This window comes from Mesorhizobium sp. B4-1-4, assembly GCF_006439395.2.
In the GTDB taxonomy this organism is placed as follows: domain Bacteria; phylum Pseudomonadota; class Alphaproteobacteria; order Rhizobiales; family Rhizobiaceae; genus Mesorhizobium.
On the sequence record NZ_CP083950.1, the window covers coordinates 5,737,827 to 5,756,444 of the forward strand.

General features: G+C 64.8%; 15 protein-coding genes and 1 tRNA gene. 4 read left to right on the forward strand and 12 right to left on the reverse strand.

Translation table 11 applies throughout. The features are described 5' to 3' along the window. Nucleotides 1-57 precede the first annotated feature (57 nt). The 3 genes from FJW03_RS27545 (at nt 58) to FJW03_RS27555 (ending at nt 7,617) form a co-directional block, all read left to right on the forward strand. Nucleotides 58-2,211 (forward strand): indolepyruvate ferredoxin oxidoreductase subunit alpha, encoded by a 2,154-nt coding sequence (locus FJW03_RS27545; protein WP_140765128.1) that lies wholly within the window; start codon nt 58-60, stop codon nt 2,209-2,211. Then, nucleotides 2,204-3,784, forward strand: coding sequence for an indolepyruvate oxidoreductase subunit beta family protein (locus FJW03_RS27550; RefSeq protein WP_140765126.1), 1,581 nt, complete (start codon nt 2,204-2,206; stop codon nt 3,782-3,784). The genes FJW03_RS27545 and FJW03_RS27550 overlap by 8 nt, the downstream gene beginning before the upstream one ends. A gap of 422 nt (nt 3,785-4,206) precedes the next feature. Continuing rightward, the gene (locus FJW03_RS27555; RefSeq protein WP_140765124.1) at nt 4,207-7,617 is read left to right on the forward strand and encodes an acyl-[ACP]--phospholipid O-acyltransferase; all 3,411 of its coding nucleotides are present in this window, start codon (nt 4,207-4,209) and stop codon (nt 7,615-7,617) included. Between the two features lie 123 nt (nt 7,618-7,740). On the opposite strand, the gene FJW03_RS27560 is transcribed toward FJW03_RS27555, so the two are convergent. The 10 genes from FJW03_RS27560 to FJW03_RS27605 form a co-directional block, all read right to left on the reverse strand. Next, nucleotides 7,741-8,979, reverse strand: coding sequence for a DUF1501 domain-containing protein (locus FJW03_RS27560; RefSeq protein ID WP_140765122.1), 1,239 nt, complete (start codon nt 8,977-8,979; stop codon nt 7,741-7,743). A 34-nt stretch (nt 8,980-9,013) separates the two neighbouring features. Continuing rightward, a complete protein-coding gene (locus FJW03_RS27565; RefSeq protein WP_226890476.1) occupies nt 9,014-10,477 on the reverse strand; it encodes a DUF1800 domain-containing protein in 1,464 nt (487 codons plus the stop codon). Between the two features lie 108 nt (nt 10,478-10,585). Next, a complete protein-coding gene (locus FJW03_RS27570; RefSeq protein WP_140765118.1) occupies nt 10,586-10,864 on the reverse strand; it encodes a GCG_CRPN prefix-to-repeats domain-containing protein in 279 nt (92 codons plus the stop codon). Between the two features lie 110 nt (nt 10,865-10,974). Beyond that, a complete protein-coding gene (locus FJW03_RS27575) occupies nt 10,975-11,433 on the reverse strand; it encodes a periplasmic heavy metal sensor (RefSeq protein WP_140765116.1) in 459 nt (152 codons plus the stop codon). After that, nucleotides 11,430-11,882 carry a hypothetical protein gene (locus FJW03_RS27580; RefSeq protein WP_140613351.1) on the reverse strand — a complete coding sequence of 151 codons (453 nt, stop codon included), beginning with the start codon at nt 11,880-11,882 and terminating at the stop codon, nt 11,430-11,432. The genes FJW03_RS27575 and FJW03_RS27580 overlap by 4 nt, the downstream gene beginning before the upstream one ends. Before the next feature lie 119 nt (nt 11,883-12,001). Further along, nucleotides 12,002-12,538, reverse strand: a complete 537-nt coding sequence (locus FJW03_RS27585; protein WP_140765114.1) for an RNA polymerase sigma factor — start codon at nt 12,536-12,538, stop codon at nt 12,002-12,004. A gap of 45 nt (nt 12,539-12,583) precedes the next feature. Next, a complete protein-coding gene (locus FJW03_RS27590; protein ID WP_140765112.1) occupies nt 12,584-13,012 on the reverse strand; it encodes an EF-hand domain-containing protein in 429 nt (142 codons plus the stop codon). 222 nt (nt 13,013-13,234) lie between these two features. Further along, the gene (locus FJW03_RS27595; RefSeq protein ID WP_140765110.1) at nt 13,235-13,423 is read right to left on the reverse strand and encodes a YodC family protein; all 189 of its coding nucleotides are present in this window, start codon (nt 13,421-13,423) and stop codon (nt 13,235-13,237) included. A gap of 164 nt (nt 13,424-13,587) precedes the next feature. Continuing rightward, nucleotides 13,588-14,025 carry a VOC family protein gene (locus FJW03_RS27600; RefSeq protein ID WP_140765108.1) on the reverse strand — a complete coding sequence of 146 codons (438 nt, stop codon included), beginning with the start codon at nt 14,023-14,025 and terminating at the stop codon, nt 13,588-13,590. 359 nt (nt 14,026-14,384) lie between these two features. Beyond that, nucleotides 14,385-14,460, reverse strand: a tRNA-Thr gene (locus tag FJW03_RS27605). 310 nt (nt 14,461-14,770) lie between these two features. Between FJW03_RS27605 and FJW03_RS27610 the strand changes: the two genes are divergently transcribed. Next, nucleotides 14,771-15,895, forward strand: coding sequence for a hypothetical protein (locus FJW03_RS27610; RefSeq protein ID WP_140613250.1), 1,125 nt, complete (start codon nt 14,771-14,773; stop codon nt 15,893-15,895). Nucleotides 15,896-15,999: 104 nt separating this feature from the next. Here FJW03_RS27610 and FJW03_RS27615 read toward each other — a convergent pair whose 3' ends face one another. Together FJW03_RS27615 and FJW03_RS27620 are read right to left on the reverse strand one after the other, a co-directional pair. Then, nucleotides 16,000-17,601: a cisplatin damage response ATP-dependent DNA ligase gene (locus FJW03_RS27615; RefSeq protein WP_140613251.1), complete on the reverse strand. Its 1,602-nt coding sequence runs from the start codon at nt 17,599-17,601 to the stop codon at nt 16,000-16,002. 4 nt (nt 17,602-17,605) lie between these two features. Then, nucleotides 17,606-18,613 (reverse strand): ligase-associated DNA damage response exonuclease, encoded by a 1,008-nt coding sequence (locus FJW03_RS27620; protein WP_140765106.1) that lies wholly within the window; start codon nt 18,611-18,613, stop codon nt 17,606-17,608. Nucleotides 18,614-18,618: the final 5 nt, after the last annotated feature.

Consider the following 18,618-nt stretch of genomic DNA (forward strand, 5'->3'; position numbering starts at 1 on the left):
AAACAGGGACTCTAGATTACCCGCCGCGGGTTTGGGCGGCAACGGAAGGAGGCAGAGATGGCCGAACGGTCTTTTGCCAAGGAAGTCGAAAAACTCAGGCTCGGCGCCGGCGAGGAATTCGCTGGCGAGGGCATCCTCGCCATCACCAAGGCGCTGCTGCAATGCGGCGTCGGCTATGTCGGCGGCTACCAGGGCGCGCCGATCAGCCATCTGATGGACGTGCTGGCCGATGCGCAGGACATTCTGGGCGAGCTCGGCGTGCATTTCGAGGCCAGTGCGTCGGAAGCGACCGCCACCGCCATGCTGGCAGCATCCGTACATTATCCGATCCGGGGTGCCGCGACCTTCAAGTCGACCGTCGGCACCAATGTCGCCTCCGACGCGCTCGCCAATCTCGCGTCCGGCGGCGTCACCGGCGGCGCGTTGATCATCGTCGGCGAGGACTATGGCGAGGGCTCCTCGATCATGCAGGAACGCAGCCACGCCTTCGCCATGAAGAGCCAGGTCTGGCTGCTCGACCCGCGTCCCAACCTGCCGTCGATCGTCAAGGCGGTGGAAGACGGCTTCGAACTGTCCGAGGTCTCCAACACGCCGGTCATGCTGCAGGTGCGCATCCGCTGCTGCCATGTCCACGGCCATTTTATCGCCAAGGACAACAAGCGCCCGCCGATGAGCGTGGCCGACGCGCTTTCGGCCCCGCGCCGCGACACCGGCCGCATCGTTCTGCCGCCCGCCTCCTTCCTGCACGAGAAGGAGAAGGTGGCGAAGCGCTGGCCGGCGGCGGTGGAGTTCATCGCCAAGAACAAGATCAACGAATTCTTCGGCTCGGATCATGGCTCAGTCGGCATCGTCATGCAGGGCGGCATGTATAATTCCGTCGTCCGCGCCCTGCAGCGTCTCGGCCTCGCGGATACCTATGGCGAGACGGACGTGCCGCTCTATGTGCTCAATGCCGTCTATCCGCTGATCGACGATGAGTTCCTGTCCTTCTGCGAAGGCAAGCAGGCCGTGCTGGTCGTCGAGGAAGGCCAGCCCAACTACATCGAACAGGCGTTTGCCGCGATGCTGCATAAGGCCGGGCGCGGCACCAGGCTGGTCGGCAAGGAGCATCTGCCGATGGCCGGCGAGTATACCGGCCAGGTCATGCTCGACGGCATCGGCGCCTTCCTGCGCGCCGAGGCGCCGCATTTGCTGCCGGGTGAGGTGCGTGCGCCCAACAAGGTCGGCGAGGGGGTCGACACCGCTGATCTGATCAACGTCGTGCCGGGTCGTCCGCCGGGCTTCTGCATCGGCTGCCCGGAGCGGCCGATCTTTGCCGCCACCAAGCTGGTCGAGCAGGAACTCGGCAAGCATCACATCGCCTCCGACATCGGCTGCCATTTGTTCTCGATCATGCCGCCCTTTGAACTCGGCGCCACCACCATGGGCTATGGGCTGGGGCCGGCCTCGGCCTCGGCGTTCAATTCGCCCGATGCCAAGCGCCGCTCGATCTCCTTCGTCGGCGACGGCGGCTTCTGGCACAACGGCCTGACCTCCTCGATCGGCAATGCGGTCTTCAACAAGAATGACGGCGTGATCGTCATCGTCGACAATTTCTATTCCGCCGCGACCGGCGGGCAGGACATTCTGTCATCGCGCGCCGGCAACAAGACCAAGTCGACCAAGCATCCGATCACCGAGGCGGTGAAGGGGATGGGCGTCAAATGGCTGCGCCATGTCGACCGCACCTACGATGTCGGCAAGATGCAGGACACGTTGCGCGAAGCGCTGACGACGGAGGAGAAGGGGCCGAAGGTCATCGTCGCTTCCTCCGAATGCATGCTCAATCGGCAGCGCCGCGAAAAGCCGCTGGTCGACAAGGCGATCAAGGGCGGCGAGCGCGTGGTGAAGCCGAAGTTCGGCGTCGACGAGGACATCTGCACCGGCGACCATGCCTGCATGCGGCTGTCCGGTTGCCCGTCGCTGTCGGTGAAGTCGCTCGATGATCCGCTGCGCGACGATCCGGTCGCCAGCATCGACCAGAACTGCGTCGGCTGCGGCAATTGCGGCGAGGTCGCGGACGCCGCGGTGCTCTGCCCATCCTTCTACCGCGCTGATGTCGTGCACAACCCCAGCCGCTGGGACCGGTTCGTGGAATCCGCGCGCCGTGCCGCGATCAATCTGTTGCAGCGCCGCCGCGAAAGCCGGCGCCTGACCTTCGCCGATGCTTGACCAGGCCCCACCCCTGCGCCCGAAGGCGGGCGCCACCGAAGACGAACGCGTCATCAAGCTGGCCGTGCTGGCGGTTGGCGGGCAGGGCGGCGGCGTGCTGGCCGACTGGATCACCGACGTTGCCGAACGCAATGGCTACGTCGCGCAATCGACTTCGGTCGCCGGCGTCGCCCAGCGCACCGGCGCCACGATCTATTATATCGAAATGGCTCGCGACACTGGCCGGCTGCCGGTGTTCGCGCTGTCGCCTTCGCAGGGCGATGTCGACATCCTGATCGCCGCCGAACTGATGGAAGCCGGCCGCGCCATCATCAGGGGCTTCGTCACGCCCGAGCGCACGACGCTGATCGCCTCGTCGCACCGCATCGCCGCCGTATCGGAAAAGATCGAGCCGGGCGACGGCCGGGCCTCGTCTTCCAAGGTGCATGCGTCGGCTGAAGCCGCATCGAAGCGCTTCATCGCCTTCGACATGGAGAAGATTGCCGCCGAGAACGGTTCGATGATCTCGGCCAGCCTGCTTGGCGCGCTGGCCGGGTCGGACGCGCTGCCGTTCGCGCGCGAAAGCTATGAACAGGCGGTCGGTGCCGGTGGTCGCGGCGTCAAGGCGAGCCTCGCCGCCTTCGGTGCCGCGTTTGATCGTGCGCGCGGCACGGCGGCGCCGGCGCCAAAGCCGGCTGAGCCGGCGATTGTCGAATCCGCTTTGGGGGCTGGGCGGGTCAGTGGCCCGCGAAACTTGCTGCAGGGCTGGCAGGCGCTCGCCGCCCGTATCGACCTGATGCCCCTGGCGGTGCGCGACATGGCGCTCAGGGGACTGAGGAAGGTCGTCGACTATCAGGACATCGCCTATGGCGACGAGTATCTTGACCGGCTGGACAAGGCCGTCGCGCTGGACAGCGCCGACCATGCCTATGCGATGTCCATCGCCGCCGCCAAGCATCTGGCCAATGCAATGTGCTACGATGACATGATCCGTGTCGCCGACCTGAAAACGCGCTCAACACGTGACAGGAGGGTGCGCAAGGAGGTCGGCGTCAAGGATGGCTCGATCCTGCAGGTGACCGAATATTTCCATCCCCGCATCGAGGAGTTCTGCGGTACTTTGCCGGCAAGTTTGGGCAGCTACATCGAGAACCGGCCGAAACTCGCCGCTTTCCTCGACCGTCGCATCAATCATGGCCGGCGCATCCGCACCGACAGCTTTGCCGGCTTTGCCGCGCTGTGGTTCATCGGCGGCCTGCGCCGCTGGCGTCGCGGCCTGCTGCGCCACAGGGTCGAGGCGGCGCATCTCGATCGCTGGTACACGCTGGCGCTTGGTTACGTGCCGGCCGACTACGCACTGGCCGTCGAAATCCTCAACTGCCGCCGGCTGATCAAGGGCTACAGCGACACCCATCTCCGCGCCCAGTCGAAATTCGACCGCGTGCTGTCGGCGCTTCCCATGCTCGAGGGCCGTACCGACGCCGCCGACTGGATCCGCCGTTTGCGTGAGGCCGCCTTGAAGGACGAAAAAGGCGACATGCTCGACGGCGCACTGAAGACGGTGGCGACCTTGGATCAAAATCCCGTCGATTGAGGCGTGCTAACGGTGCCACGCCGACGTCACCGGGCCAATTCACTGATGTAACAGCAGCTTGCGTCAGAATTCCGCCTGGCGGCGCTCAATCCGGCAGGATTTTGCAATCCAACCGTCGACTCTCTTCGGGTTCGTGAACGCCGTTCATTTTTCGCTTGAACGATGTTCAAAACGTGATATGTTGCCCTCTTGTGAACACTGTTCATAAATGGGAGGTCGACATGCGGAAACAGCTTTGCATTTGTGCAGCGGGCAAGTCGCTTATCAGTCGCTTCAAACACCGGCTGCCGAAGCCACGTATGAGCACCATGCGCAATAAGGAAGTTTAACCAGCTCACTGATATCACTGGGAATGAAACAGCGCCTGCAACCCGCAGGGCCTGTCGGCGCACAGCCGTAGGGTCCGCCAAATGGAAACCGCCATGAACACTCATCTCATGTTGTCGCGGCGCTTTGCGCCTCTGTTCTGGACGCAGTTGCTGTCCGCGTTCAACGACAATTTCCTCAAGAACACGCTGGTTTTTCTGATCCTCTTCACCTTGGCCGCTGACCAGGCGGCCTCGCTGGTCACGCTTGCTGGAGCCGTGTTCATGGCTCCTTTCCTGCTCCTGTCGGCCTTGGGCGGCGAGATCGCCGACCGCTTCGATAAGGCCCTGATCGCCCGCCGGCTGAAATTCGCCGAGATCGCCGCCGCTGCAGTCGCCGTCATTGGTATCGCGCTGTCTTCGGTCCCGGTGCTGATGACGGCGTTGCTCATGTTCGGCATCATCTCGGCGCTGTTCGGACCGATCAAGTACGGCATCCTGCCGGATCATCTCGAGCGCAAGGAATTGCCGCGCGCCAATGCCTGGATCGAGTCGGCGACCTTCGCCGCCATCCTCGGCGGCACCATCGCCGGCGGGGTCGTCTCGGCTGATGGCATCGGCGTCTGGATCTTCGGGCCGATCATGATGATCCTGGCAGTCGGCTGCTGGTTCGTCAGCCGCTACATCCCTTCGACGGGTTCGGCTGCTCCCAGCCTTGTCATCGACAGGAACATCTTTCGCTCGACCTGGCGCCAGGTCAGCGAATTGCGCACCGATACACGCATCTGGCGCGCCGGCCTGATGACCTCCTGGTTCTGGCTGATCGGAGCCATCATCCTTTCGATCCTGCCGACGCTGGTCAAGGATTCGCTCGGCGGCGGAGAAATCGCCGTCACCGCCTACCTCGCCGTGTTCGCCGTCTCGATCGCTATCGGTTCGGCCATTGCCGCATGGATGTCGCAGGGACGTGTCGTGCTCTTGCCGGCCCCGGTCGGCACGGCGCTGCTTGCACTGTTCGGCCTCGATCTGGCCCGGGTCATCTGGAGCATGCAGCCGTCGCCGAGGGCCGAGACCCTTGCCATGTTCTTCGCCGGGCCAAACACTATCCATGTCGCCATCGACCTCGCCGGCATGGCCATCTCAGCAGCCTTTCTCGTGGTGCCGACCTTCGCCGCCGTGCAAGCCTGGGCGCCCGAGGCGCGCCGCGCCCGCGTCGTCGCCGCCGTCAGCATCGTCAATGCCGGCTTCATGACCGTGGGCGGCATACTCGTCGCCGCGATCCAGGCCGCGGGCGTTTCCACTGGAGGCATTCTGTTAGGCCTCGTCGCGGCCAACGCGGTCGCTGCCTGGCTGATGCTGAAATTCTTGCCGACGAATCCGTTTCGCGACTTCGTCTCCATCCTCTTCCGCGCCTTCCACCGCCTGGAGATCGAGGGGATGGAAAACCTCAAGGCGGCCGGCAAGGCACCCATCCTGGCGCTCAACCATGTCAGCTTCCTCGATGGCCCGTTGGCGTTGACGCTGACGGATGAAGAACCGGTCTTCGCCATCGACTACACCATCGCGCAGGCCTGGTGGATGAAGCCTTTCCTGAAACTGACCCGCGCGCTGCCGCTCAATCCGGCCAAGCCGATGTCGACCCGCACGCTGATCAAGATCGTGCAGAATGGCGATCCGCTGGTCATCTTCCCCGAAGGCCGTATCACCGTCACCGGCGGCTTGATGAAGGTCTATGACGGCGCCGCCATGGTGGCCGATAAGACCGGCTCGATGGTGGTGCCGATCCGCATTGAAGGGCTGGAGAAAAGCCCGTTCTCGCGGCTGACGTCGCAGCACGTGCGCCGTCGCCTGTTTCCGAAGGTCAAGGTAACCATACTGGAGCCGGTCAAGCTTGAAGTGCCGCCGGAAGTGAAAGGCCGCCAGCGCCGCGCCGCGGCCGGTGCGGCACTTTATCAGGTCATGTCGGATCTCGTCTTTCGTACCCAGGATATCGACAGGACGGTGCTGGAAAAGATCATTTTGACGGCGAACGAACGCGGCATGAAACGGCTCGCCGTGCAGGACCCCGTCACCGGCTCGCTGAGCTATGGCAAGCTGCTGACGGCGGCGGCCGTGCTTGGCGAGAAATTCGAGACGCTCTATGCCGGCCAGCGGACGCTCGGCATCATGCTGCCCAACGCCAACGGCTCTTGCGCCACGCTGCTTGGCGTGATTTCGGCGGGCAAGGTGGCGGCGATGATCAACTTCACCGCCGGTGCGGCCAACATCCTGTCGGCCTGCAAGGCGGCCGAGGTGCGCACGGTGCTGACCTCGCGTGCCTTCGTCGAACAGGCCAAGCTTGGCGCCGTGGTCGAGGAGATGGGCCGGTCGGTCGACATTGTCTGGCTGGATGACCTGCGCGCCACCATCGGCCTCAAGGAAAAACTGCTCGGCCTGTTGCGCAAGAGCACGCCGCGCGTTGCCCGCAAGGCCACCGACCCGGCGGTGATCCTGTTCACCTCCGGGTCGGAAGGCACGCCAAAGGGCGTGGTGCTCACCCACCGCAACATCCTGGCCAATGCCGCGCAGGCCGCATCCCGTATCGATTTCCACTCGGGCGACAAGGTGTTCAACGTCCTGCCGATCTTCCATTCCTTCGGCATGACGGCCGGTACGGTGCTGCCGCTGATCTCGGGCGTGCCGATCTTTTTCTATCCGTCGCCGCTGCACTACCGCATCGTGCCGGAACTGATTTACGCATCGAACGCAACGATCATCTTCGGCACCGATACGTTCCTCAGCGGCTATGCCCGCACCGCGCACCCGTACGATTTCCGTTCGATACGCTATTGCTTTGCCGGCGCAGAACCGGTCAAGGCATCGACGCGCATGACCTATATGGAAAAGTTCGGCGTGCGCATCCTTGAAGGCTATGGCGTTACCGAGACCGCGCCGGTGATCTCCATCAACACGCCGATGTACAACCGTTCCGGCACCGTCGGCAAAATCATGCCTGGTATGGAGTATCGTCTTGATCCGGTGCCTGGAGTCGACGATGGCGGGCGGCTCTATGTACGTGGACCAAACGTCATGGCGGGCTATCTGCGCGCCGAGAAGCCGGGCGTGCTCGAACCTCTCCCGGACGGCTGGCATGACACCGGCGACGTCGTCTCCATCGACGAGGGGGACTTCATCACCATTCGCGGCCGCGCCAAGCGTTTCGCCAAGATCGGCGGCGAGATGATCTCGCTCGCCGCCGTCGAGGTGCTGGCGGGTGAATTGTGGAAAGGCTTGCTGTCGGCCGTCGCTTCCGTGCCGGATGTGCGCAAGGGCGAGAAGCTCATTCTCATCACCGAGGCGCCAGATGCCACGCGCGCCGAGTTCCTGAACTTCGCCAAGGCGAATGGCGCCATGGACCTGATGGTGCCCGCCGAGGTGCGCGTGGTCCAGAAAGTGCCGGTACTCGGCTCCGGCAAGCTCGACTTCGCCGGCGTGACCAAAATGGTGCGTGGAGAAGATATACCTATCGTCGACGTCGAGGCCGCCTGACCGCCAGTGACGCGAGACTACGCCGCGCGGGATCGCGGCGTCGCTCGACGCCGATCGTTGACGAAAATGTGATCGGCCATGCTGCGAACCGCTCCGGGAACGGAGCGGGATTTTATGCAGCGATCACGTAACGAGATCCCGCATTGGCTTCACTGCCGACGACTCCGGAAACACCTTGTCAGAAAGCACGGCGGCGGAAAGACCGAATTGGTCGGCGAGCAGGCCCTTCAGGACCCCTCTGACATCGCTAGTCGGTGCAAGATCGCGTTGCTCATAGAGCTGAGCCGGCTTCAATCCCGGCCAGTCGGCGATGACGCGACCGCCCTTGATCGCGCCGCCCGCGAGCAGCACCACCGTGCCGGTGCCGTGATCGGTGCCGACCGTGCCGTTAATCTGCGCCGTGCGCCCGAACTCGGTGATGGCGACGATCGCAGTGTCCTTCCAGCGCTCGCCAAGCCCCTTCTCGAATTCCTCGAACGCGCCGTCGAGGCCACCGAGCAAGGTGGCAAGCCGGCCGGTCGCGCCGCCCTCATTGACATGCGTGTCCCAGCCGTCGAAGGCCAGGGCGGCGACCCGCGGTCCGTCATCGGCCGCGATCAGCTTGGCGGCACCTTGTGCGGCCTGCCGCATGCCGGCGGCGCTGTCGAGGCCGCCCTTCGGGTTTATCGCCTTGGCACCCATCTGGTCGTCGAGCGCCATGCGGTCGGCATCAAGACCTTTTTGCAAGGCCACCGCCAGCGCGGGATCGCGATGCTGATAGAGGTCGAGCACCCGTGCCGCTAGGTCACGGGCCGGAGCCGGCAAGGATTGCGGCGCCCAACCGAGCACCGGAGCCGCACCGCGGATCACCAGCGGTGTCGAAGGCCCGACGGCCAACCCGCCGAGCGTCGCGACGCGGTCGCCGGCCGGCAGGCTCTCGAGCGCCCGGTTGAGCCATCCGGTGGCGACATGGCCTGGACCGGCATAGCCGCTTTCCAGCACATCCTGCCCGTCGAAATGCGAGCGTTCGCGGTAGCCTGTCGCGGCCGCATGCACCACCGCAGCCTGCTTATCCCTGAACAGCCGCGCGAACACCGGCATCGCCGGATTGACCGCGAAGAAACCATCGAGCGGCAGCGCCGCGTGCGGGCCGGTGAGCGACAGCGCGATGTCGCCGTGCAGGCCGGCATAGTCTGGATCGCCGACCGGGCCGACGGCCGACAGGCCGTCGAGCGCGCCGCGCAGCACGATGACGATCAGGCGCGGGTCGCGGTTGTCGGCGGCACGGGCGAAGCGGGGCAGATAGGCCCAGGCGAACAGCGCGCCGCCGGTCATCAGCACGGCGCGGCGGGAAGGATGAGGTGTTTCACACAGCAGGCTCATGACTTTGTCTCCATGGGAGTTGTCCGCGCTGGCGCTATCGTCGCTGGAATTCGGGCGCCATCAGCAGCAGCGCCAGGCCCTGTTGCCTGGATTCGGCGCGGGCGACCGCTTGCCGTGTCTCCGGCGAGGCGGAGGGCCCGATGATGGCGTCGAGCATGTCGTTGGGATTGCCGATGTCGTTGACCTGGCCGGCCGCCTGCCAGGCGATGTCGAGGCGGATCTTCATGCCTTCGGCCGACGCCCAGCTGTCTGTCTGGTCGGAGAAGCCGTTCGGTCCCGGCGGCTGCCAGAGCGGCTCGCCCAGCGCGTTCAGCCATCTGAGCGACTGGCCGGGGGCGTTCGCCGGACCGGGGCCGGCTGCTCTGCGGATAGCGGCGACGTAGTCGAAGGGCGAACGCATCTTGGTCAAGGGCATCGACCACGCCTCGGGCATGTCGATGAGCGTCGCCGCCAATGCCCTGAGATTGCCATCGCTCCTGGTGAACACCTTGGCGAGACGCGCGACCGCCGCCGGTGGCGGCTCGTCCGATATGAAGTGTCGGGCGAGGTTGGTGGCGATGTGCTGCGCCGTCGCCGGATGGCGGGCGATGTCGCTGAGCGCGGCCTCGGCCTGGCCCATGCCGGCGGCTGGATAGGTCTTGCCCAACAGCACCGCGTCGCCAGGCTCATGTGCGTTGGCGTTGAAGACCGAACTGCCGGGCTCGCCAAGCCGTCCTTCCCGTCCGGCCATCATCCAGCCGGTCAGGATGCGGGCGAAGCTGGTGACATCGGCTTGCGTGTAACCGCTGCCGACACCCAGCGTGTGCAGTTCCAGGATTTCGCGGGCGAGGTTCTCGTTGAGACCGCGCTGGCGCTTCCTGCCGGCGCGGGAGTCCGGGCCGATCGACTGCTGGTTGTCGAGATAGAACAGCATCGCCGGATGCCGCTCGACCGCCATCAGCATATCGGCGAAACGGCCGAGCACGAAGGGACGGATCGCTTCCCGCTCGAAGGCGCCGGCGCTGGCCCGCACGATCGGCCCCTTTGCCGCCGAGACACAGAAATGGTTAGACCAGAAATAGACAAGACGTTCGACGAAGCCGACCTCGGCTTGCAGAGCTTTGTCGAGTCGCGCCTTGGCCTCGGCCCGGAACAGTTCAGCCTCGACCCTCGGCACCGCCGGCTTTGCGGAGGGCTGTGCTGGTGGCATCTGCGATGCATCGGTCATCTGCGATGCATCGGCTTTGGCCGTCCGCTCTGCCATGAGATTGCGCTCGAGCTTGCGCTGCATCGTTGCCGCCATGCTGGCCTGGATGGCTGAGGTGCTTCCCTTCAGTCCCGCATGGGCAGGATCGTCGAGCGATATCAGGGCAATGTCGGGCGCCTTGAGTTCAGCCCTCAAGGCGGCGCGGGGATCGCCGGCAAGTTTGTCACGGCCTCCCGGTCGCGCGCCCAGTCCAAAACGATTGAACGCAACCAGGATCTCGTCTTGCGTGGTTTCTGGGCCCGGAACAGCCAAGCTGAACCCTCCATCTTTCGGAGCGCATGTGGCCATGCGGGCTCCGGTCAAACCCATCCGGCGTCACCGGTGGAGGGGGCCAGGCATTTGCGCCTGGCCCAGAACCGCCTACCAGCGGTGCCAGCGATGCCAGTGGCGATGCGGGTGCCAGACGTAGAATGGGCCATGCACATAGTGCGGCCGCACCACGACACGGTTCGGAACGCAACGGCCCCAGCGGTTCGGGTGCCAGCCGATCCCACAGCCCCAGCGGACATGCTCTACCAGTGCGGGCACCCCCGGTTGGGTGACGGATACGATCGGCATGGCGTTGGAGGTGGCGGCGGTAGCGAATGTCCCGCTAACGGCAAGGCCGGCGGCGGCGGCATATTTTATCAGACGGTTCATCATTGAACTCCGAGTGCTTCGAGTTGAAGATGTCCGGCCCGCAACAAGGGGCCGGACAGGCTTGACCCTTCAATTCGTTAAACGGCGCCGGAGGCTTTTTCCGTCGATCTTCATGGCGATTTTTTTGGCGCGCTGGCCGCCCGTTGCACGTGGCGCAGCAGCGCTGTCGCCAGGAGGCTTCGATTCTGGGGCGATGTATTCGCCGCAAAATCGACGATGGCCTGTTCAAGTCGCGTACGTACCGTCAAGTCGGCGTTGCGCGCCCGCTCCAGGGCGGCGGACAAAGCCGCCGTATTCACGACGGGCTGCTGCAACAGGTCGGCAGCCTCCTGCCTGGCCTGCTGACCGTCCAGAATGACCTGGCGGGATTCCATGCGGACCTGGCGCAGCGCCTTGCGGAATGCCTTGCGGTCCTGTTCCGGAAGCCTTCCGCCGGCCGTTTCCAGCGAGTAGCCCGCGCCTGCCCTGGCATTTCTCAGCCACGCCGCACCGCTGATAAATGCGCCTGCAAGAAAGACGTTCAGCACAACCGAGACGATGACAAGGCGGCGGACCCAACGCGTACTCATAGATTTTCCTCGCCATTGTCGGCATCCGCGCCCGCATCGCCGAAGGCCGTCGCATTGGCGTCGAGCACGTAGTGGTCGGGCTGGGCTTCGGGTGTGACGACGGTCACTAGGGCCAATCCGGCCACCGCACCGGCCAGGCCGATGCCGGTAAGTCCCAAGCCCAGCCACCAGAACCGCTGACGCCGCCGCTGGACAAGGTGCCGGTCGGCGACGCGCAGGATGCTGCCGTGCAGCGCCTTGCCGGGGGGCTGGACGCTGTAGCTGTCGAGCAGGGTGTCGAGTGTGCCGGCATGTCGCGAAATGGCTTGGCCCGCCTCGCTTGGAGCAAAGGCCGCGGCGGCTTCGCGCTCCGCTTCCGGCCAGCGACGCAAATCGCCGCCATAGGCTTCGGCCAGCGCCGCGAAACGCTTGGCATCCATTGCCGGGCCGTCTTCGATGTCTTCAGTCATTTGCTTTCCCCTTGCCCCTTGGCGCCGTGTGCCCACGCGGGTTGGAAACGACAGCGACCGGCCCCCACCGGACGCCCGCAAAGCGCGATGAATGTTCCGCATCCATGGTCGCGCCTTTGTCAGTCATGGACGCTATCCTTGGCCAGAATCGCCTGCAGGGCCCGCCGGCCGCGCGAAAGCAGGCTCTCCAGGGCATCGATGCTGATCTCCAGGGTCGCGGCCGCTTCGATATTGGACATCTCCTGATAGTAGACCAGGATAATCGCTTCGCGCTGGCGTGGCGCGATCGCCTGCAAGGCGCGCTCGACCCGATGCGTCTCTTCCCGGGAATCGGGAAGCGGAGCCGGATCTGCCACGTCCGGCAAATCGTTGGTCACCCATTCGCGGCGCCGGCGCAGCCGGTCGTAGCAAAGGTTGAGCGTCACCCGGTGGATCCAGGTGTCGAAGCGTGCACTGCCGCGCCGCCAGCTCGAGGCATGACGCCAGATCCGCACGAAGGTTTCCTGGGCGACATCCTCGGCCTCCGCCGTGTCGCCCAGCATGCGAGCGGCCAGCGACAGGATGCGCGGCAGCTTGCGCGCGACAAGCGTCCGCACCGCCGCGGGATCGCCGGCCCCGACCCGACGGACCAACTCCTCGTCCGGATCGGGGCTCATCTGCCGGCGTACTCCCGATGTTCATCACGCGTCATGGCCTCTTGGTCATTGCTCCGGCTTGGGAGCGGATTTGTGGCCTGGCATCTCGTCGGCCTTGAGGACGCCGTCGCCATTCTTGTCCAGTCTGGCGAAGCGCTTGGCGAAGAACGCGTCGAGCTCGGCGCGATCGATGAACCCGTCATGGTTCGAATCGATGCGCGAGAAGGATTTGGCGGGGTCGCCCTTGATGTTGCGCTTGGCCTGGAAGGCCTCCCACTCCAGCAGGCTGATCTTGCCGTCACCATCCGTGTCGGCGGCCATGATCGCCTTCTCCCGCCGCTTCTGGAACTTGGCCAGCGTAAGGTCGGACTTGGCCTTGGGCGCGACAGCCGGCGGTATGGCAGGAGCGGGAGCAGGGGGCTGCGTCGCCGTCTGGGCAAAAGCTGCCACGGTCGACAGGCTCAAGGCAGCGGCAAGGATCGAACGGCGTATCATGCTCTGGCGTCTCCGGTTGGGGCGTCGGCCACGGCCCGTGCCATGGTCACGCTTCAAGCGTTAAACGCCGCGGCGAGAGAAATCCGTCGGTCGCCTGTGCCGCCTGTTCCGATTTGTCGGCAGTGGCGGTCGGTGTTGGAACGGTCGCCGTATCACGGCGCCCGACGCGATCTGAATCCACGCCAGGCAAGGCCACTATTGTTGGTGGCGGTCGGGCTGGGATTATGTGGATTGGTCGGCGGCCACCAGCTGGTCCGCTTTGAAGCCCGCATGTTGCGGGGTCCAGACATCGCCCTCACGGTTGAACCAATGGCACATATACGTGCCGGAAGCCGCGCCGTCGCTGACCGTCATCTTCGGACCTCCCGACTTCAGCCTGACGACGTCTCCGGTCTTGAAAGTGTTGGACATTTTGGGCCTCCTCCATGCTGACGCCGGGAGTTTCACATCAAACATGAGTCTCGACAATGGCGGATATGCGTGGCGGGGCGTCGCGATCCTTCGCGCTCGATCCTGATCCTCAGGGGGTAGCCGGCCCCGCTCGCAGGCCCTTCGTCATTATCGTCGTATCGCGCTCAGTTGAGTTCTTGGGCGAGTCCGATGAGAAGCCCTTCGGGCCCACGAATGTAGCAGAGCCGATAGACGTCTTTGTACTGGACGACTTCGCCTACGAGCTGCGCGCCGCGATTGCGGAGCCTTTCAAGCGTGTCGTCGATGTCATCCACGGCGAACATGACGCGGAGGTAGCCGAGAGCGTTGACCGGGGCGTTGCGATGATCCGCGATGGCAGGCGGCGTGAGGAAGCGGGAGAGCTCAAGCCGGCCGTGGCCGTCCGGCGTGCGCATCATGGCAACCTCGACGTGCTGATCGCCCAGCCCAGTGACACGTCCGGACCATTCTCCTTCGATCGTGGCCCGCCCTTCGAGCTCAAGGCCGAGCTCGAGAAAGAAAGCAATCGTCTCTTCGAGGTCATCGACGACGATGCCTATGTTGTCCATACGTTTGAGCGCCATGTGTTCAATCTACAAGGCGTGGTCTGGGCCGTAAACTCATAAAGATGCTTGCCAAGGTAAGCAAGTGGTGAATCAGGGCTCCGGCAGGGAGCCTTGTGATGCGTCGCCGGTTTGAGCCGACGGATTTTGAGTGGTCGCTAATCGAGCCATTGCCGCCGCAAGGGAGCCGGGCATATATACGCGGCTCTACGCGGCTCGATGGCTATGCGCTCCTCAGCGGACAGGTCCGCGCGGTCCGGTTCGCGAGTGTCGTCGTCGATGAGGTTGGAAAACTCGGTCTCTTGGGCAGAAGGCGCAGGCTGGAGTCTTTTCCGTTGCGGTACAAATCCGGCGAGGCGATCAGCCAAGGTATTGAGTTTTGGTGCCGCTTAGGTGACTCGAACACCTGACCCCATCATTACGAATGATGTGCTCTACCAACTGAGCTAAAGCGGCCCGGGAGGCCAAGGCCTCCAAGATGGGCTGGGTGATAGCCTCAACCGGCTGCGAATTCAAGATGCGACTTGGCAATTCTGCACGGGCTTCCGCCAGGATCGAAAGCCGGCCTTGGATCGGTCTTGCGGCACGGTTTGCCCGTCCTTGCGCGTGAAAATCGCCGACAGGGTCCGATTTTGTTTGCCGGAACATCGCCAAGATGGACTTTGGACACGCTGTCGAGGCAGAATGCGGCCGTCCGCCCGTTGATTGATTGGTCGCCTGCGGCTAACCATCACGCAGGGTTGGACAAATTGCAGAGGGATCTCGCTTGGACGCGATCGAAAAAGCGATCCGGAACGCCTTGGAAAAGGGTAATGCCGAGGACCGCGCGTTCCGCGAGAGGGTCTATCGGTCGGCCTTTGCCGCGCTCGACCGCGCGCTCCAGGCCAATCCCGGCGTGACCGTGGAAGCCGCCATCAAGCGCCGCAAGGCGATCCAGGCGAAGATCACCGAAATCGAATCCGAATTCCTGCCGGCGGTGCCGGACGTCGCCCCGCAGATCGACGCACCGGTGGCCGGGCCTACGGCCGGCGTAGCGCCGGCGGTCGAGACGGGACAGAAAGCGCCATCGCTCGCCTTCACAGTGGACGAGCCTGTGCACCCGGCATCCGACGCGGCGCGCTCGCGCGTGCTGCCGGTCGTTCCCGACATCATGCCGGATGCTATCGACATCGCAGCCTCCGCCGCGCCGGGAGCCGCGACCGAAGTGGCGCCGGACCGCGATGAAAGGCGCATTCGCGGACGACGCCTGCCGCTGACCGCGATCTTCTTCACGGTGACCCTGCTTGCGGCAATCGGCATCGGCCTGTTTTTCGCCATGCAGACCGGCGTGTTCAAGACGGCGGCGCAGCTCAATACAGCGCCGCCGGAGGCGCCGCCGACCGTCGAGGGCGACGATTTCACGCCGGCCGACGGCGCCAACGCGCCGGCAAAGCCGGGCGCGCCGGACCAGTCGCGTGACTGGATCGATGTGTTCTCACCGAACGACCCGACACATGTCGCCGCCCCCTCGGACGCCAAGGCAGAGGTTATGAAGGACGACACCGGCTCATTCCTGCGCATCCAGTCCGGCGCCTCTGGCTCGGCGATCGCCTTCGACGTCGGGCAGGGCGTGCTGGAGAGGCTCGCCGGCAAGCATGCCGTGTTCGACATCATCGCCCGTGCCGAGGACGGTAAGGACACGCAGATCTCCGTCGACTGCAATTTCGGCGAGCTCGGCGACTGCGGCCGCAAGCGCTACGCGGTCGGCCAGCAGCGCAACGAATATCTGTTCGACGTGCAGTTCCCCAACAAGCATCCGGGCTCGGCCGGAACCATCGCCGTCAATTCCGATTTCGACAAACAAGGCAAGGCGGTCAACATCTACGAGATCCGCGTGTCGATCGAACCGTAGTTGCGAGCAGTTAGAGCGGTTCAGCGTTTGATGGAATCGTTGACCCGCTCTAACTCGTTGCTTTGGGTAATTCCGGGTGGGAAGCGGCTGCACGCTGGAATTGCTTAGCGGTCGAGCAGCGCCTGCAGCGTCTCGATGCGGTCGGCCTCGTTGGTCGGCTTGTCCCATCGCAGCCGTGAAATGCGGGGAAAGCGCATGGCGACGCCCGATTTGTGCCGGGTCGAGCGGTTGAGTCCCTCGAACGCCACCTCTAGCACCAGCCCATTGTCGCGGTCGGCCCGCACCGACCGCACCGGCCCAAAACGCTCGACCGTGTTGTCGCGGACATATTTGTCGATCTGCCTGAGTTCCTCGTCGGTGAAGCCGAAATAGGCCTTGCCAACCGGCACCAGTTCCTCCTCGCCCTCGGCTCCCGACCAGACGCCGAACGTATAGTCCGAGTAGAAGCTCGACCGCTTGCCGTGGCCGCGCTGGGCATACATCAGCACGGCGTCGACCGTGTGCGGATCGCGCTTCCATTTGAACCACGGGCCTTTGGGCCTCCCGGCGACATAGGGCGAATCCCAGCGCTTCAGCATCACGCCCTCGATGATCGGATGCGGCGGCGCCCGGCGCAGATCCTCCAGCACCTGCCAATCCGTGAACTCAACGAAGGGCGACAGATCGAATCGGGCCGGATCGAGCGTCTTTACGAAAGCCTCAAGGCGTCCGCGCCGCTCGCGGAAGGGCAGTGCGCGCAAATCCTCGGCGCCGATCTGCAGCACGTCATAGCAGCGCATGAAGGCCGGATATTGCTGCTGCATCTTCGGCGTCACCGTCTTGCGGTTCAGCCGCTGCTGCAGATCCGAGAAGGTTCCTGTCGCCTCTCGGGGATCGCCGACCAGCAATTCGCCATCGAGCGCTGCGGAAAAATTCATGGCGTCGGCAAGGTCGGGAAAAGCGCCGGAGACATCGTCGCCCGTACGCGAATAAAGCCGGCGGCTGCCGCCTTCCGCTACCGCCTGCACACGGATGCCGTCCCATTTCCATTCGGCCGCATAGTCTGCGGGGTCGAGCTTTTCGAGATCGCCGTCGCCGACCGGGTTCGACAGCATGACCGGGCGGAACAGCGCCATTGCCGTGTTCCGCGGCTTGTCGGCCTTGCCTTCCAGCCAGGCGAACAGCGCGGTGTAGGGCGGCGACAGGCCGTGCCACAACTCCTCGATCTCGGCGACATCGACCTCGCCGAAATCCGCCAGCGCCTGTTTGGCGAGCCGCGCCGAAACGCCGATGCGTAATCCCCCCGTGACCAGCTTGATGATGGCGAAGCGCGCCGAGATGCCGGCGCTGTCGAGCAGCCCGGCCAGGACCTTGGGTCCGTCGGATCGGCTCGCCGCCTGCAGCCTGGCCACGACCTCGCCGAGCGTCGGCTCGCGGTTCGGGATTTTGCCAGGGGCCTGCGGCCAGACCAGCGACACTGTCTCGGCGAGATCTCCGACATAGTCGTAGGAATAGCCGAACAGCACAGGGTCCATGCGTTCTGTGACCAGCATGCGCAGCATCGCCGGTTTAACCGCGGCGATGTTGAGATCGCCGGTGATGGCGGCCAGCGCCAGGCCGCGATCGGGATCCTCGACGCTGCGGAAATAGTCGGTGAGCAAAGTGAGCTTGCCGTTGCGCGACGGGGTCAGCACCAGGCGGTCGAGGAGTTCGGCGAAGCGGTTCATGCCGTCAATCGCCCTCGTCCTCATAGCCCACCAGATGCAGCGGCCGGGCGGCGATGCCTTCGAGTTCGCACCAGCGCACCAGCGCTTCCTCGCGGCCATGCGTGACCCAGACCTCGTCGGCGCCGGTCTCCTTGATGGTCGCGGTCAGCTCGTCCCAGTCGGCATGGTCCGATATGATCAGCGGCAGTTCGACGCCGCCTTGCTTGGCGCGCTGGCGGATGCGCATCCAGCCCGACGCGAAGCACGAGATCGGATCGGGGAAGCGCCGCGCCCAGCGGTCGGCGAAGGCCGCTGGCGGGCCGACCACGATGGCGCCGGCGAAGTCTTGCCTGCCGCCTTCCACCGTCGCCGGTTCCAGCGTTCCCAGGTCGATGCCCTGGCTCCGGTAGTAGTCGCTGAGCCTGGCCAGCGCGCCATGGATGTAGAGCGGCCTGTCGTAGCCGGCATCGCGCAACAGCCGCATCACGCGCTGCGCCTTGCCCAGCGCATAGGCGCCGACCAGATGCGAGCGTTCGGGAAACTGCGCCGCCGATTTCAAAAGGCGGGCGATCTCTTCGGTGTCGGGCGGATGGCGAAACACCGGCAGGCCGAAGGTCGCCTCGGTGATGAACACGTCGCAGCGGATCGGCTCGAACGGCGCGCAGGTCGCATCCTTCTGACGCTTGTAGTCGCCGGAAGCGACGATGCGCGTGCCCTGATGTTCTACGGAGATCTGCGCCGAGCCCAGCACATGGCCGGCCGGATGGAAGCTGACGCTGACGCCGTCGAGGATGATCGTCTCGCCGAGCGGTGCCACCTGGGTCGTTCCCGCAAAATCCTCGCCATAGCGCAGGCCCATTATGTCGAGCGTCTGCTGCGTCGCCAGCACCGAGCGGTGGCCCGAGCGCGCATGGTCGGAATGGCCGTGCGTGATCAGCGCGCGGTTCACCGGCCGCACCGGATCGATGAAGAAATCGCCCGGCGGGCAGTACAGGCCTTCGGGCCGGGGGCAAAGCAGGTCGCTGGCGCGCATCGTCC

Coding starts and splice junctions, on each gene's coding strand:
- FJW03_RS27580 (WP_140613351.1), bottom strand. CDS start 11,882: ATGACTGAAGACATCGAAGACGGCCCGGCAATGGATGCCAAGCGTTTC.
- FJW03_RS27570 (WP_140765118.1), bottom strand. CDS start 10,864: ATGAACCGTCTGATAAAATATGCCGCCGCCGCCGGCCTTGCCGTTAGC.
- FJW03_RS27585 (WP_140765114.1), bottom strand. CDS start 12,538: ATGAGCCCCGATCCGGACGAGGAGTTGGTCCGTCGGGTCGGGGCCGGC.
- FJW03_RS27590 (WP_140765112.1), bottom strand. CDS start 13,012: ATGATACGCCGTTCGATCCTTGCCGCTGCCTTGAGCCTGTCGACCGTG.
- FJW03_RS27595 (WP_140765110.1), bottom strand. CDS start 13,423: ATGTCCAACACTTTCAAGACCGGAGACGTCGTCAGGCTGAAGTCGGGA.
- FJW03_RS27600 (WP_140765108.1), bottom strand. CDS start 14,025: ATGGCGCTCAAACGTATGGACAACATAGGCATCGTCGTCGATGACCTC.
- FJW03_RS27575 (WP_140765116.1), bottom strand. CDS start 11,433: ATGAGTACGCGTTGGGTCCGCCGCCTTGTCATCGTCTCGGTTGTGCTG.
- FJW03_RS27545 (WP_140765128.1), top strand. CDS start 58: ATGGCCGAACGGTCTTTTGCCAAGGAAGTCGAAAAACTCAGGCTCGGC.
- FJW03_RS27560 (WP_140765122.1), bottom strand. CDS start 8,979: ATGAGCCTGCTGTGTGAAACACCTCATCCTTCCCGCCGCGCCGTGCTG.
- FJW03_RS27615 (WP_140613251.1), bottom strand. CDS start 17,601: ATGAACCGCTTCGCCGAACTCCTCGACCGCCTGGTGCTGACCCCGTCG.
- FJW03_RS27555 (WP_140765124.1), top strand. CDS start 4,207: ATGAACACTCATCTCATGTTGTCGCGGCGCTTTGCGCCTCTGTTCTGG.
- FJW03_RS27620 (WP_140765106.1), bottom strand. CDS start 18,613: ATGCGCGCCAGCGACCTGCTTTGCCCCCGGCCCGAAGGCCTGTACTGC.
- FJW03_RS27550 (WP_140765126.1), top strand. CDS start 2,204: ATGCTTGACCAGGCCCCACCCCTGCGCCCGAAGGCGGGCGCCACCGAA.